Raw genomic sequence first — 15,204 nt, forward strand, 5'->3', positions numbered from 1 at the left:
AATGTTAAATTCTTCTGATGCTTCAAACTAAAAAGGTTCTGCAAAGTTCTATTGTCGAAAAATTAACGCTTAATGGAACAACCCTTAATTATCACAAGAGAAAACGCTGACGCGGTATGGGCAGCGGTCGAGCGAGAGCTGGAGGTTTTAAGTCCTCTACCTGCCTTACGTCTTGAGCTGGAACAAAATGAACGCCGGGTGATTCTTGAATTAGACGGCACCCGCCAAAAAACCACCTATAGCTCCATCATCTACAATCAAATTGACTTTCGTTTTTCCATTCACCCTCAGGGGTTTATTGACGAATTGGGGAAATTCTTCGGGATGCAGGACGCTGTGCTGGGATATCGTGAGTTTGATGAGAAGTTCGTGGTAAAAACAAATCAGGAAGGGAAAGCAGAGGCAATTTTTTCAGATGCTTCCACAAGAGAGCTGCTTCAGTCGGTTCCTGGTCTTTGCCTCGGGATTGTTCAATACCTTACTGAGGATGAAAATGGTAAAGTTCCCTTCCTTGAATTACAGGTGGACGGTTGTATTACCGACGTAAGTGTGTTGAAAGGCTTGTACGACGCCTTTTTTCAGATATTGATTGGAGTAGACGTTTAGCACACGACATTTCTTTTTTACAGGTACCTATCTGAAATTTCTGGCTTTCGGGAAGACTTCCGGTTGGGCATTTTCCCTCACCTGAGTTCGTTTGTTTTCTGCCGGAAAAGGAGTTTTTTCATCTGCTCGTGAAAGTGTGAGTAGGGGCAGGTGTTCATTTTCAGTAACGCTTAGTCCTCGCAACAACTTGGTCAGGTCAAAACATCGTTTTGCAATCACATGGATCACCTGTCCTTCGCGCTGCAGCTTTCCTTCCACCATCAATAGCTTGGCGCCGAGAATTTCTTTACGGTACTTTTCAAATAAACTTTGAAATACCACCAGGTTGGTGAAGCCTGTTTCATCCTCAATGGTGATAAAGCAAACTCCGCCCGCAGTTCCGGGTCTTTGGCGGACCAGTACCAGACCTGCAGCCTTCACCAGCGTGCCGTCTTTTACATCGTTTATCTCTTTCGAGGAAAGAATGTGCAGCAAGCGAAGCTTTTCGCGGATAAAACTAAGTGGATGGGCCTTAAGCGACAGTGCAGTAGTAGCATAATCATGTACTACATGTTCGGGCATACTCATTAGCGGAAGACTGATCTGTGTTTCAAGACTGCTGGCTGAAGGCTGCCCTTCGAATAATGCTACCGGACGGTCATGCAAGGCCGAAACCTCCCATAAAGCCTGTCGCCGGTCAAGCCCGCATGAGCGAAAAGCATCGGCATCTGCCAGTCGTTCAAGGGCGGCATGAGGGACACCGGCATCGCGTAAAGCAGCAATGCTTTTATACCCTGTACCTCTTCCGGCCACCAACACATCGGCATCGTCCTCACGCATCCCTTTTATCTGGCGAAAGCCTAAACGAATAGCGAAGTAACTTCCAGATTTCTCTTCCAGCACGTTATCCCAGTAGGAGTGATTAATATCTGCTGGACGGACTTCTACACCATGCTTCTTTGCATCAATTACTACTTGAGCCGGCTGATAGAAACCCATTGGCATACTGTTCAATAAGGAAGCGGCAAAGATATCTGGATAGTAGCATTTGATCCAGGACGAAACATATACCAGCAGAGCAAAACTGGCCGCATGGCTTTCCGGGAAACCGTAACTCCCAAATCCCTCCAGCTGTTTAAAAACCCGGTGGGCAAACTCTTCATCATATCCCCGGGCGGTCATGCCATCCACCAGTTTCTTTTCAAATTGTGTCACCAGTCCCTTCATTTTAAAGGTAGCCATGCTGCGGCGCAGTTCATCAGCCTCTGCAGGTGTAAAACCGGCGGCTACAATGGCAATCTTCATGGCCTGCTCCTGAAATAACGGCACACCCAGCGTCTTCCCCAGGATTTCTTCCAGTTCCTTCGATGGGTATACCACTGCTTCCTCTCCATTTCGACGACGGAGGTAGGGGTGAACCATATCGCCTTGAATGGGCCCCGGACGAACAATGGCTACTTCAATCACCAAATCGTAAAAGCATTGTGGTTTAAGACGGGGCAGCATAGTTTGTTGTGCTCGGCTTTCAATCTGAAAAACGCCTATTGTGTCTGCCGCGCTGATCATATCATAAACTACCGGATCGTCTTGCGGAATATTTGCCAGCGTAAAATCCTGATTATAATGCTCTTTAGCCAGATCAAAAGCTTTTCGGATACAGGTAAGCATCCCCAAGCCAAGCACGTCAATCTTTAAAAATCCCAGTGCGTCAATATCATCTTTATTCCACTCGATATTGGTCCGGTTTTCCATGCGGGCATTCAGAATAGGGCAGAGGTCAGTAAGTTTACCCTGGGTAATGACAAAGCCGCCTGTATGCTGTCCCAGCTGACGCGGAAAACCCATCATTTGGGCAGTTAACTGAAGTACTTTGCGCAAATGCGGATCCCTGGGATTTAGTCCCTGTTCCAACAATCGCTGCTCTTCGAACCACTCATCGGTAAACTCCCATATAGCACCTGAAAGACGGTTAATTGTATCCACTGACAAACCCATCGCTTTCCCCACATCTCTGATTGCCCCCTTTTGATGTTGCTGAGTAACGGTTGCTACAATGGCTGCCCGATCTCGACCGTATTTATTATAGATGTACTGGATGACTTCCTCCCGGCGTTCATGCTCAAAATCCACATCAATATCAGGCGGTTCATTGCGGGCAGAAGAGATAAAGCGCTCAAACAAAAGATCAAACTTAGTGGGATCAACAGAGGTGATGCCCAGGCAATAACAAACCGTAGAGTTGGCTGCAGAACCCCGTCCCTGGCAAAGGATTCCCTGCTCCCTGGCAAAACGGACGATATCGTATACAGTAAGAAAATACGATGCATAGTTCATTTCCTCCATAAAACGCAACTCATGCTCAATGGACTTCACCATCTTTTCAGGTATCGGATCTCCAAAGCGTTCTTTAGCACCTTTCCAGGCCAGGTAAACGAGCTCTTCCTGGGGGGTACGTCCCTCGGTAATAATTTCTTCGGGATACACATATTTCAACTCCGCCAATGAAAACTGGCAGGCCTCCGAAATTTCAAGGGTACGCTCAATAGTATCAGGGTATTGCCGGAACAGGCGTAACATTTCATCTATCGGTTTCAGGTGCCGCTCGGCATTCTGATGCAGTTTAAATCCTGCAGTATGAATGGTGCACTTCTCTCTGACACAGGTGAGTATATCCTGCAACTCCCGGCGATTAGGTTCGTGATAATGCACATCATTGGTAGCGACCAGTGGAATTTGTAACTGCCCGGCCAGCTGCGCTAAGCGATAAAGCTTTTTATGATCATCACCCTGATAGCTGCGACATGCTGCCAGATAAAGATTGTCACCAAAGGCCTCCCGGTACTCCTGCAATTGTTGTTTAAAATTCGCTTCAAAATCAAAAGCAGCGGTTAAACCGGATGGGGGTAAGGCTATTAGTTTCAGTCCTTTACTATACTCATAGACATCTGCTTTATAGAGGTGACATTCCCCTTTCTCCGCCCTCAGATTTCCTGTACTAAGCAAGGCAGAAAGCCTGGAATACGCATTCTTATCAGTAGGATAAGCCAGCAAACTGGGGCCATCCAATAAATCAAGGCGACAGGCCGGGATAAGTCGAATCTCTTTTCCCTTTGCTGCTGCGTGGGCGCGAACAATGCCAGCCAGCGTATTGCGGTCGGTGATGGCAATGGTTTTATATCCATAAATAAGGGCCTGTTCTACCAATTCTTCGGGATGAGAAGCTCCTCTCAGAAAACTGAAGTTGCTGGTGACCTGTAATTCTGCATAGCTCATATTTGTTCTCTTCCTCAGGCAAAAAATCCATGAATAAACCATTCAGCAGGGGCATCACTACTATAATGACCAGAGCGGAACAGCCAGTACCGCCGACCTTCTTCGTCCTCTACCTGGTAATAGTCGCGATGCACGCCTGCCTCCAGCCACCATTCTCGCTCTATCCGTTCAGGACCGTCGGCTTTCTTAATATAATGTAGCTGCCCTTTATAGCGGAAAGACATGGGCGGATAATCGGGAACCGGTGCAGTTACTTCAATGCGGCCGGGTCGCGCTAGCAATAACATGGGCCGGGGCCGGTCGCTTCGCCATTCAATAGCGGGTTTTGCAGTGATGGAGGATGCTGTTTTTAGAGAGCGCTCCGGCCAGTAATGCTCATCAGGTAAATATTTATGAATGGTATCAGGACCAATGCGAGCCGCTAGCCGATCCAGCAATTCCGTTACTTCCAGCTCATTTACAGTAGTATTGCTGGCCCACAAAGCTTCCTGCGCTACCGATACATCTTCTACCTTGGGAGCTTCCATCACAAATAGTTCTATCCCAAGAGCAGGTTCAATATCAGCTATTTTAAGTTGAAACAACTTGAACAAGTGAGGGATATGATGACTGGGCTCATTGGTACCAATAGCTACCTGCTGGATCTGCCCATCCACACGGTAACATTTCAAAACTGCCGTTCTCAAACCTTTGCCTTCTTGATGCAGTCGCTTGCAGAGCGTTTCCAAAAGGGTCTGTACTGCAATTTCAATCCCTGTAGCGGTACGAATAGGCTCCAGACAGGGCAATCGCTCCTGGTATGGTTCCACTACCTGCAGCGGACTTATGTATTCAGCTTCCTGTCCCAGCGCCTGATTTAATCTTAACAGTAAGTGCTCGCCAAAGCGCCGCCGCAAAGCAGAGCGGGGGATGCCTATAAAGCTGCTGATTTGATAAAATCCCAGCTTATGCAAGCGCTGCAACACGTCCTGCTCCAGTCGTAAAGCAGCAGGAGGTAGGGGAAGCAGTGCTTCGGTTTGTTTGCCGCTTTCTACCAAAGGACTTACTTTCCCAAATCGCGCAACCGCCCAGGCAGCACCGATCGTATCTGCTATAGCTACCCGTACATGATATCCTTTACTGCCTAGTCGGTTAATGATCTCTTTTAAGTAGCTCTTTTCTCCTCCCCAAAGGTGTGCACAGCCGGATACGTCGAGAATCAAACCATCAGGAAGATCTACCGCTACCACCGGGGTATAGCGGATGCACCATTCGCCCAAAGCCTCCAATAATTTAGCTTCCCGCCCTGGCTTCTCGTCAAACACCTGGATCTCAGGAACCATCGCTTTAGCATCTGCCAACACCATTCCTTTGCTTATTCCTTCCGCTGCGGCGGAAACATTTACAGCAGTAATAATCTTTCTGCCACGCTCCGGACGAACAAAAACCAGAGGCAGCTGAGCCAGTTCAGGCTGGCGCAGGCTAAACCAATCTGTAAGCAGATGACGAAACCATATTGAAACAAAGCGCTTTTGCATATTATCCCGTTTTTCGTTCTTGTAGTGGCAGCTCAACCCTTACCTGCTCTTGAGTGATCAGCTTAAATCCTTCCGGAGACCATTCTATCTGCCATATCCCTGGATTACCATTACGAACCTTCAGCAATTCTACATTCCAACGCGGAAAACCCACTCCGGGCATACCCTCTTCCAATACACTGGATATAGGGCTAATCTTCCATCGTGCAACACAGGCATTTGCACCCAGCTTACGTTCATCGCTCCGGAGTACAAAACCCGTCACCTGGCTCTTTTCTATAGCCAACTGCAAACGCCGCGATTGTGTAAAGGTCAGTTCCCGAACTTCCCCGATCACCGCGGATAAACCTTCACATTTCAATGCTTCCTCCATAGCCCAAAGCACGTCCCGGTCGGCCGCCAGATCTACAAAAATGATGCGATCGGGTTCCACGCCAAAGGCTTTTAAAGCGGGAGGGAAAAGTACGCGCCGGCTGCTGATCCATATACAAAGGCTACCTTGTTGCATAAGTGTTTTCAGCAAGCCAGCAATAAAGCCCCCAGAAGCAGCACTTTGCTCAGGGATCAGATTCAAGAATTCATGCAGGGCGCCTGTGGGGAAGACTTTATTGGGAAAAGCAGATTCAACAGGCCCCAATCCTGCTACACTATTAACACCTGCTGGCGCTGGCTTAAACCCTTCCAGATGAAGAATTTCCTGTTGCAGTTTTGAAATAATTTCCTTTTTTGAATTACGCTGTTCCATACCCTAGAAAGCACAAAAATAATGCTAAAAATATTAGCATTTATAGGATGTGTAAAAAAATACAGGAAGGATTTTTCAAGTAACTGATTAGGACCGGGATAAGAAAAAACAGAGGGACATAATATCATGCCGCGAATTAGAATAGCATTTCTAATAAAAAAATAGGTTAATCTTTCCTTTTTGCTTTTCTTTAAACTGCAGTTAAAACTATTGCCACTTCAATAGTGCTTATTAAACAATAAAAGATTTAGCAAAATGAAGATAGCTACCTACAACGTTAATGGAATCAATGGTCGTTTACCGGTATTACTTCGCTGGTTACAGGAAACAAGTCCTGACGTAGTTTGCCTTCAGGAACTGAAAGCTCCGCAGGAGAAGTTCCCTGAACAGGCAATCCGGGAAATAGGGTATCAGGCCATCTGGCATGGTCAGAAGAGCTGGAACGGAGTGGCTATCCTGACCCGCAATCTGGAAATAGAGGAGGTGAGGAGAGGCTTGCCCGGCGACGATGAGGATGAACAAAGCAGATATATTGAAGCAAATGTGAATGGGATCCGTATCGCCGGATTATATCTTCCAAACGGTAACCCAGCTCCCGGACCAAAGTTCGACTATAAGATGAGCTGGTTTAGTAGATTACAAGCTCATGCAAAAGAATTACTTTCGCTGAATGAGCCTGTTATCCTAACCGGTGATTTTAATGTAATGCCTACAGAAAAGGATGTGTACAAACCCGAGCGTTGGGGAGAAGATGCGCTGTTCCGGCCGGAAGTAAGAGCTGCATTTAAGGAACTAACCGATCAGGGATGGACCGATGCTCTTCGTAAGCTCTATCCTGAAGAGACCATTTATACCTTCTGGGATTATTTCCGAAATGCTTACCAGCGAAATGCAGGCTTACGAATAGATCATTTTCTACTAAGTCCTCAATTAGAAGACCGCTTGTTAGCAGCAGGAGTGGACAAAGAGGTGCGGGGATGGGAAAAAACAAGTGACCATGCTCCTGTCTGGATCGAGCTGAAGGATGCTTAAACAGAAAAATTGGAGAAGAAAGTTTTCCTTCCTGATTAACCCTATTTTTGCGGTACATGGCATTACATACACAACTTCAGGAAAGAAGCAACAACACCTGCGAACTTTGCGGCAATCAGGGAAATTTAAGCGCTTATGCAGTTCCACCTAAAACTGACGACCGGATAGAAGATCAGGTAGTACTTTGCAGCACCTGTTTTACGCAAATCCAGGCAGCAGACTATTCGGATGTTCATCACTGGCGTTGCCTGGAAGGTAGTATCTGGAGTGAGGTACCGGCAGTTAAAGTATTATCTTACAAATTGTTAAGCAATCTCTCTAATGAAGAATGGGCGAGGGACGCTATGGAAGCTGCAGCCCTTGATGAATCCTTTCTTACCTGGGCAAATGCGGAAAAAGAACTGGAAGCAGGAAAGGTAATTCACAAAGACAGTTACGGGGTAGTGTTAGCATCCGGAGACACCGTAGTGCTTACACAAAATCTCAATGTGAAAGGAACCAACTACATTGCTCCTAAGGGAACGATCGTCCGGAAAATAAAACTGGTTGCCGACAACGCAGAACAGGTAGAAGGAAAAATTAACGGCGATACCATCGTTATTCTTACCAAATTTATCCGGAAATCTGTTTAACGCCTAGAAGGATAGCACCATCAAAAGTGTCAGCTACTTAATTTGGCTGACATTTACTTCATCTTTACTCTGCCCAACCACAGCTCCTGTTCCATCACATCATTACAACTAGTTGAAGTAGAAGTCTTAATAAAAGTTAAAATTGTTAAACGAACGTTAAAAGTCTTAAGCAGAAAAGCACCTTCCACTATCTTGGTTTTTTATTTAGGATATGGAAAGATTTCGCCTGCTAAATAACCTTACCGGTTGGTTTTGTTTCGCCTGCGCTTTTAGCGTTTACCTTTTGACACTTCAGCCCAGTGTAAGTTTCTGGGATTGTGGGGAGTTTATTGCAGCAGCGTATCGCCTTCAAGTAGGGCATCAGCCCGGGGCACCTCTGTTCATTTTAATCGGTAAGCTATTTTCCCTGCTTGCCGCGGATGCAAGAAGCACAGCTTTTTTCCTGAATCTCCTTTCTGCTCTAGCCAGCGCCCTTACCATCCTTTTTCTTTTCTGGACTATTACGGCACTTGCCCGAAAGCTCCTGCAGAAGCAATCATTTTCCTGTAGCGAGCAGTTACTAATTTTAGGAGCCGGCGTAACCGGGGCCCTGGCTTACACTTTTTCCGACTCCTTTTGGTTCTCCGCAGTAGAGGCAGAAGTCTATGCCTTATCTTCACTTTGTACTGCCGTCGTTTTTTGGGCGGCACTAAAATGGGATGCAGTATCGGATCAACCCTCAGCCAATAAATGGCTCTTAGTTATTGCCTACCTTATTGGACTTTCCATAGGGCTACACCTCTTAAGTTTACTTAGTATTCCCGCCATCTTCCTGCTCATCTATTTCAAAAGATCTAAAAAGATCAGCACAGTAGGGACAATAGCTGCTTTTGGGTTGGGATGCCTCGTACTTGCTTTCGTACAATATGGTATCGTTCAGTACTTGGTACTCCTTTCATTCAAGTCCGACTATTTCTTTGTAAACACCCTGCATCTCGGCTTCCATAGCGGGGCACTCTTTTTCATCCTGCTGCTGGTAGTTGCTGTCACCATCGGGCTTCTGTATTCACATCGCAGGAAGCTGCCTGGTTTAAACCTGAGCCTCCTATGCCTGTCGTTCCTGTTACTCGGTTACAGTTCCTATGCTATGATCGTGATACGGGCAGAAGCCAAAACGGCCATCAACATCAGCAATCCCGACAACGCTTTTTCCTTGTTCAGCTATCTGGGAAGGCTTCAGTACGGGGAAACGCCATTGCTTTATGGCCCTTACTTCGACTCGCAGCCTACAGAAGTAAAAGACAAACGAACTTTGTATAGAAAGGGGAAAGCCGCGTACGAAGAAGCAGGCGAGAGGACCAGCTATCACTACGACCGCAATACAATCTTTCCGAGGATCTACAGTGAGGATGCCGCTCATGTCAACTTCTACAGAAACTGGTTGAATATTCCGGAAGGAGAGAAGGCTAACTTTAGCGATAACATCAGGTTTTTCAGCACCTATCAAATGGGCTTTATGTATTTCCGATACTTCCTCTGGAACTTCGCTGGCAAGCAGAACGACGAACAGGGAATGGGAGATGGCACGGATGGGAACTGGAAAACAGGCATTAAAGCTATCGATGAACTTAGGCTGGGGAGTCATGACAATCTGCCGCAGGCAGCTATCGAAAACGAAGGAAACAATAGTTTTTTTGCTTTGCCGCTCTTACTTGGCTTGGCAGGATTGATTTATCAGTTTAGGAGAAGAAAAGAGGAAGCGCTGGTAGTAACAGCCTTTTTCTTCTGTACTGGGCTGGCGATTGTCTTATATCTTAATCAAAGTCCTTTGCAAGTTCGGGAACGCGATTATGCCTACGTCGGTTCGTTCTATGCCTTCGCTATCTGGATCGGCTTGGGAGTGCTGGCCTTAAATGCTCTAGTTACTCGACTAAAGATGACTAAAGCCAGTATTTCACTTGCTATAGCCAGCAGCCTTTCAGTTCCACTGGTAATGGGATGGGAAGGCTGGGATGATCATGATCGTTCGGGAAATTACATTGCTCACGATATGGCTGTCAATTACCTGCAATCCTGTGCGCCCAATGCCATTCTCTTCTGCAATGCGGACAACGACACCTATCCGCTTTGGTATGCTCAGCAAGTGGAAGGCATTCGAACGGATGTGCGCCTGGTGAATCTTCAGCTACTCTTTGACCCGGATTATATTACCGCTCTAAAAAAGGAACTGGATTCGGCTGCCCCCCTTCCTATAACCATGCCTGAGGAGAAATATCAGGCTGGGAAAAGAGACGTGCTTTATTATCTGAACTACGGAATTCCTGACTCTGTCGAGCTAAAGGACATTTTTGAAGTACTTACCTCGGATAACCCGGCAGATCAGGTGGAAATGAACGACGGTCGCCGAGCGAACTTTCTTCCCAGCAAAAATTTCCAGCTAACGGTAGACAAAGAAAAGGTACTGGCAAGTGGCATGATCAAAGACAGATCAAAGATTGCTGACAAGATGAAGTGGGCCTGGGAAAAGGACTACGTGACCCGGGCCGATTTGGCTGCTATAGATATTCTCGCACATAACAACTGGAAGCGGCCTATCTATTTCAGCAACGGTTTATCTTCTGATAGCTACTTAGGTCTGCACCAGTATCTTTACCTGGAGGGTTACACTTATCGCCTCCTGCCTATTAAACGGAAGGAGCAAGATCTGCGGGACAAATCGGAATTAACTAACACCGATGTCTTCTATTCCAATTTCAAAAGCAAATTGAAACTCAACTCTTTCAATAAAGCGGCATATCTTGATCCTGAGTCGAGAAGAATTGGGCGGCAGAGCTGGAACCTCCTAAATACACTTGCTGAAAATCTGGTGCAGGAAAAACGGACGTCAGAGGCCAGGGAGGTGGTACGCAAAGCGATACTGGAACTTCCAATGAGAAATTATGGCATAATCGATACCGTGAGTAAATACAGGGCAGCGGCTACCAGTTTTAATACTAACGATACTAAGCAGGCTGTCTTCCTTGTACAGGATGCGTTGGGCTTTTTGAAGGACCAGCTCAACTACCTTTCCTCCCTGGATGACGAAGAACAGCAGCAGCGGAGCCGGGATATCAGGACAGCCATATCCATACTATCGGAATTTAGGAAACTTGCAGATGGAAACAGGCAGCCGCTTATTGTTAGGGAGATCGACGAGTTTCTTAAACAAACACAATTGAATTTGCAGGTGTAATTCTCGGAATACTATATCCTTCGCTCTTGGCGGGTTAAGTCATTTCAACTTCGAGCCCTGCTGCCTGTTTTCTTCCATAGTGTGGGGGCGATGAGTAATACCTGCCAGTTCAGGGGAGGTTGTAACACAACGACCAATAGCACGTGTGAGGCAGCAGAAAATCAGAACAAAAGGGGCTGGCTGACTTCGTTCAAATCAGCCATCTTTAGGTGTCGGCCAGATCAAGCATTCTCCAGGTCAGCTATAACCAGTTTTTTCATTTTCAACAGCGGCTCCATTATCCGTTGAGCACGTTGCGGATCGCTTAGCAGCTTCCCTAATACCTTTGGTACTACCTGCCAGCTAATTCCATACTTATCAGTAAGCCATCCACAGGCAACCTCTTTTCCGCCATTCGCACTCAAACTTTCCCAATATTGGTCTATTTCACTCTGACTGGCACACTCTATTACCATTGAAACAGCATCGTTGAAGCTGAAGCCATGTGACATCGAGCTATCCATCGCCATCATCGTATACCCATTCAGCTCAAATTGCCCGTGTTTTACGAAAGCTGGATTTTCTCCATCTGCTTTAGTATAATTTAAAAGACCCACTACTTTTGAATTCGGGAAAAGACCGGTATAAAAGTCTACGGCTTCCGCTGCCTTTCCTGCAACATCACCTGAGAACATAAAGGTGGGTGAGAATTTTTGTACAGCATCGCTACTGCTTCCTGTGTATAGCTGCCAGGATACGCCATATTTATCCTGCAACCAACCGTATTTTTCGCTCCAATCATAACTACCGAGGGGCATCAACGACGAACCTCCTTCTATCAATTTATGCCAGCAGCGTTCCGTTTCTTCTTGGTTTTCCAAAATTACCATGAACGAGACAGAGGGATTGGGAAGACTAGTAGGACCGTCATTAAGAATAAGAAACTTTTGACCGCTTAGTTCCAACTGGACCGCCCAGGGAGACGTCTGTGCGATAGCTCCTTCTCCAAAAGTTGAGAGGTAAAAATCGGCTGCTTCCTGCATCCGGTTCCTGATAGTTAAACATGGATAGATCGAGTTGTTCATAGCGCTACATTTACTAATTGTTCATAGCAAACATATGACTGTTTTGACGAAATCAAGGGGTATGCAGGCGACAATTTAAGGGGCAAAAAGCGTCAATATTGAAAGAAGCGTCTATTCTCCTGCTTTTCTCGTAGGTGATGTTCGCAGACGATATGTAGATATCTAAATAGGACTGTATTTCAATTATTTAAATATTTTCAACCCTCGTTATTGCGATTGTTTTTAAGTAAATTTATACTAATTCACCGCGGGTAACCATAAACACATTTACCATGGAAGCACCAGAAAAAAACCAGTTGCAGTTTACAGAAAAAGAGGCTGTAACAAACAAAGAGACTTTGAATCAGACCGAAGCCGAGCTACCAACAGGACATGACGAAACTAAAGGACACGTTAGTCATCACCGTAGTTTCGTACCGCACCATTCCAACCACGGCCGCTCTAACTATCGGTCATTTGGCGCCAACCATGAGCCGGGTACGGGATGGTAAGACATCTTTACCTCCCTTTAAGGGAAGAGGCTGAAAAGGTAAGGCAGCATAACACCTAAATACTTCTGCCTGTAACCTTTTCTTCGTAAACGCGAATACTGACTATATTCGGATAAATCCGGGTAGCAGCTAAGTATTATGATGAAAAGACTTTTAGTCCTTCTGATCTCACTCTTCCTTTTTAATCATGTCAACGCTCAAAGACTAACCCTCGAACAATTGGAAGCAGCTCTAAATGCCAGTATGAATACAGCAGAGGAAAATCTGTTCCTGATGGGGTATTCTTTCATTGGTAAAGATTCTATACCAGTACAGGGTGGCCAGATCTACAGTTTCTCGAATCGTAAAAAAGCTCCGGAACAAAAAACGGTTTCCAAAGCGGTGAACAATCATGATCCCTTAAAATCCTTCTTACAATACGTTACTCTGGAACGTTCTGAGTTTGAGCGACTGCGCAGGCAGATGGTGGACCTACAGTTCGCCCGGAACGACAAATCGGGGCTTAATGAGAATTCTAGTTATACAAAAGGAAACTTGAATTTAACTTTTCAGGTAAAGACAGATCGCGCCGGTATCCAAAAATTCATTATTACGCTTAGCAATAACAAGATCATCCGGGAGGATAAGAAACGCCCAAAAATCGATTTTAAGAGTATTTTTAATTTTTAACACTAGTGGGTAGTACCTGCCCTCACGTGCTACTAAGGAGCAGGAGAGGGCAAGGTTCTGGTCTATTTCATTGAATGAAAACCTATAGGGTTACCTTCAGTATCCGTACAGATTCCACAGAATCCATACTCTCCAATAGACATCTTATCTTGTAGCACTTTTCCGCCGGCAGCTACTACTCTCGAAATTTCTTCGGCACAGTCATCACACGAAAAATAGTTTAAAGTTCCACCCGGTCCTGGCTTAAACATGTTCGATTTCACGAGCGATCCACTTGAACCGAAGGTGCTCATGTTTCCGGGGAAGAATACCATCTCAAAATACTCATCCGTGCCCTCTTCCGCCTCCATACCTTGTGGAACTGGTGCTGGCTCCATTTTAATATTAAGGACTGTTTCGTAGAATCTTTGGGCTCTTGCCATGTCTTCTACATAGATTTCTGACCAACCAATCGGATTTTTTACTGTTTCCATTGTCTTAAAGTTTTTAGGGTATTTCTGTTGTTGATTGAGTTTTCAAATCAGGTATAGGTAGTAGGTATTTCTTACATCAAAAATCCAAATTTAGGTAGTAAGAAGACGGTGCCGCGCAAGACAAAAAACAGGTGCGTTCCGGTCAGGTTTAAAAGCAACACCTAATTTGTTATTTCTCCTTTTGTCCCTGGGACCAAGGGAAGACTTCGACAAATAGTGGCCAAACAATTTCGCTAAATCGGTGTAATAAGCATCACACACCCACACACACTTATGAAAGTTTATTTGGTACTGCTACCTCTTCTATGGCAGACAGTTTTTGCTCAGGAGACAGAAAAATCCGTTTCTATTAGTTGTTATGTAAACCCACAGCTTTATATCCAAGCCGGTGTGGTGGCACAGGTAAGTGACGCTGCCGGAAACGTTTCTTGCAATGGAAGGCATGTTACTTTCCACAATCAAAGCTCAAATACTTTTTATTATCAGCAAGCGGGCCGGTGGATACCACTTAAGCCATCAGCCAGAGTAATAGTTACAGCAGGTAGTGGTTCAAATGCTAGTCCTAACGCTGCTGCAACCTACAACTTCAAGGTAAAGTACAGACATGATGTACTGGGCAGCGTATCCACTAAATTAAGTGCGATCAGCAGGATGAACGCGCAAACAGATAAAGTTAAAGCCGGTGTGGCTACAAGTGAAAAAAGCAGTCGGACTAGCGGAGTCGCCAGCGGGCCCGCGGCTTTGGTCGCCTCCAAAAATCCAACAGAAAAGAAAGCTGCCCCAACACCCCGGACAGCAAAGAGCCCGGCGACACCTCAAAAAATCGCAGCTAGCCCGGCAAAAAAAGCAGGAACCAAGCCGTCCACCTCGTCTGCAGCCGCTAAGAAGCGAGCTGTTGCTAAAACGGCTCCCCGGACTCCAGCCAAACGACCCCAGTCCGCCTCAGTTGCGCGAGCGGAGAGAGCTCCTGCTTCAGCCAACAGTATTGGTCTCCGTGTAGATCTTGGGAAACAACCTATCGGAGTAGGTCCAAATTTCAAGCATCGTTTCAATCGAAAGTATGCGATTGACGCAGCTCTTGTATTTTACGAAGGCGACCTGTTGAGTTTAGGCGCTCAAGTACAGCGGCATTTTGCGGTCAGGTCAGATCCCGGTCTGAACCTATACATAGGATTGGGGCCTCAGTTCTTTGCGGGAGAGGGGCCGGATGCTGTAGCACTTGTACCGGTAACCGGGTTGGAGTACAAAATTCCGCAAACGAAAGTAGAGCTGGCGTTCGACTGGAGACCGAACTTTTACTTGTCCCCCACAGCAGATGTAGATGCCGGAAGATTTGGCCTATCTTTTCGGATAGGGCTTTAAATAATATCAGGAAAACCCGCGATAGCTTCGCCTTGAGATAAGGCAAGGTCATTTTTGGGAAATTAGTCGGCTGCTGTCGCACCAGCTAATTGATTGATATATTTAAGAGCGTTGAATTTTAGGAGGCAATTTTATTCCATTGTCACTATC

General features: G+C 46.0%; 12 protein-coding genes. 7 read left to right on the forward strand and 5 right to left on the reverse strand.

Annotated features, from left to right (window positions below; all coding sequences use genetic code 11):
* Positions 1-72 precede the first annotated feature (72 nt).
* Positions 73-606: a hypothetical protein gene (locus tag J4N23_RS01190; protein ID WP_207425178.1), complete on the forward strand. Its 534-nt coding sequence runs from the start codon at positions 73-75 to the stop codon at positions 604-606.
* A gap of 27 nt (positions 607-633) precedes the next feature.
* Here J4N23_RS01190 and J4N23_RS01195 read toward each other — a convergent pair whose 3' ends face one another.
* Genes J4N23_RS01195 through J4N23_RS01205 form a run of 3 tightly spaced genes read right to left on the reverse strand, consistent with a single transcriptional unit; the run spans position 634 to position 6,120 of the window.
* Positions 634-3,858 carry an error-prone DNA polymerase gene (locus J4N23_RS01195; RefSeq protein WP_207425179.1) on the reverse strand — a complete coding sequence of 1,075 codons (3,225 nt, stop codon included), beginning with the start codon at positions 3,856-3,858 and terminating at the stop codon, positions 634-636.
* 14 nt (positions 3,859-3,872) lie between these two features.
* The gene (locus J4N23_RS01200; RefSeq protein ID WP_207425180.1) at positions 3,873-5,375 is read right to left on the reverse strand and encodes a DNA polymerase Y family protein; all 1,503 of its coding nucleotides are present in this window, start codon (positions 5,373-5,375) and stop codon (positions 3,873-3,875) included.
* 1 nt (position 5,376) lies between these two features.
* On the reverse strand, positions 5,377-6,120 hold the full coding sequence (locus J4N23_RS01205; protein ID WP_207425181.1) for an ImuA family protein: 744 nt from the start codon (positions 6,118-6,120) through the stop codon (positions 5,377-5,379).
* A 255-nt stretch (positions 6,121-6,375) separates the two neighbouring features.
* On the opposite strand from J4N23_RS01205, the gene xth reads away from it, so the two are divergent.
* From xth to J4N23_RS01220, 3 genes are all read left to right on the forward strand, one after another.
* Positions 6,376-7,152 (forward strand): exodeoxyribonuclease III, encoded by a 777-nt coding sequence (gene xth / locus J4N23_RS01210; protein WP_207425182.1) that lies wholly within the window; start codon positions 6,376-6,378, stop codon positions 7,150-7,152.
* A 56-nt stretch (positions 7,153-7,208) separates the two neighbouring features.
* Positions 7,209-7,784 carry an alkylphosphonate utilization protein gene (locus J4N23_RS01215; protein WP_207425183.1) on the forward strand — a complete coding sequence of 192 codons (576 nt, stop codon included), beginning with the start codon at positions 7,209-7,211 and terminating at the stop codon, positions 7,782-7,784.
* 211 nt (positions 7,785-7,995) lie between these two features.
* Complete coding sequence (locus tag J4N23_RS01220) at positions 7,996-10,995, forward strand: DUF2723 domain-containing protein (RefSeq protein WP_207425184.1); 3,000 nt, start codon at positions 7,996-7,998, stop codon at positions 10,993-10,995.
* A 221-nt stretch (positions 10,996-11,216) separates the two neighbouring features.
* On the opposite strand, the gene J4N23_RS01225 is transcribed toward J4N23_RS01220, so the two are convergent.
* Entirely contained in the window at positions 11,217-12,059 is an 843-nt protein-coding gene (locus J4N23_RS01225) for a VOC family protein (RefSeq protein ID WP_207425185.1), read from the reverse strand.
* A 272-nt stretch (positions 12,060-12,331) separates the two neighbouring features.
* Here J4N23_RS01225 and J4N23_RS01230 point away from each other — a divergent pair, with 272 nt between their 5' ends.
* Positions 12,332-12,550: a hypothetical protein gene (locus J4N23_RS01230; RefSeq protein WP_207425186.1), complete on the forward strand. Its 219-nt coding sequence runs from the start codon at positions 12,332-12,334 to the stop codon at positions 12,548-12,550.
* 138 nt (positions 12,551-12,688) lie between these two features.
* Positions 12,689-13,219, forward strand: coding sequence for a hypothetical protein (locus tag J4N23_RS01235; protein WP_207425187.1), 531 nt, complete (start codon positions 12,689-12,691; stop codon positions 13,217-13,219).
* 62 nt (positions 13,220-13,281) lie between these two features.
* Here the strand turns inward: J4N23_RS01235 and J4N23_RS01240 are convergent, their stop codons facing one another.
* Positions 13,282-13,692 carry a VOC family protein gene (locus J4N23_RS01240; protein WP_207425188.1) on the reverse strand — a complete coding sequence of 137 codons (411 nt, stop codon included), beginning with the start codon at positions 13,690-13,692 and terminating at the stop codon, positions 13,282-13,284.
* Between the two features lie 273 nt (positions 13,693-13,965).
* On the opposite strand from J4N23_RS01240, the gene J4N23_RS01245 reads away from it, so the two are divergent.
* Positions 13,966-15,054, forward strand: coding sequence for a hypothetical protein (locus J4N23_RS01245; RefSeq protein WP_207425189.1), 1,089 nt, complete (start codon positions 13,966-13,968; stop codon positions 15,052-15,054).
* Positions 15,055-15,204: the final 150 nt, after the last annotated feature.

This window comes from Pedobacter sp. SYSU D00535, from assembly GCF_017355855.1.
Classification (GTDB): Bacteria; Bacteroidota; Bacteroidia; order Sphingobacteriales; family Sphingobacteriaceae; genus Desertivirga.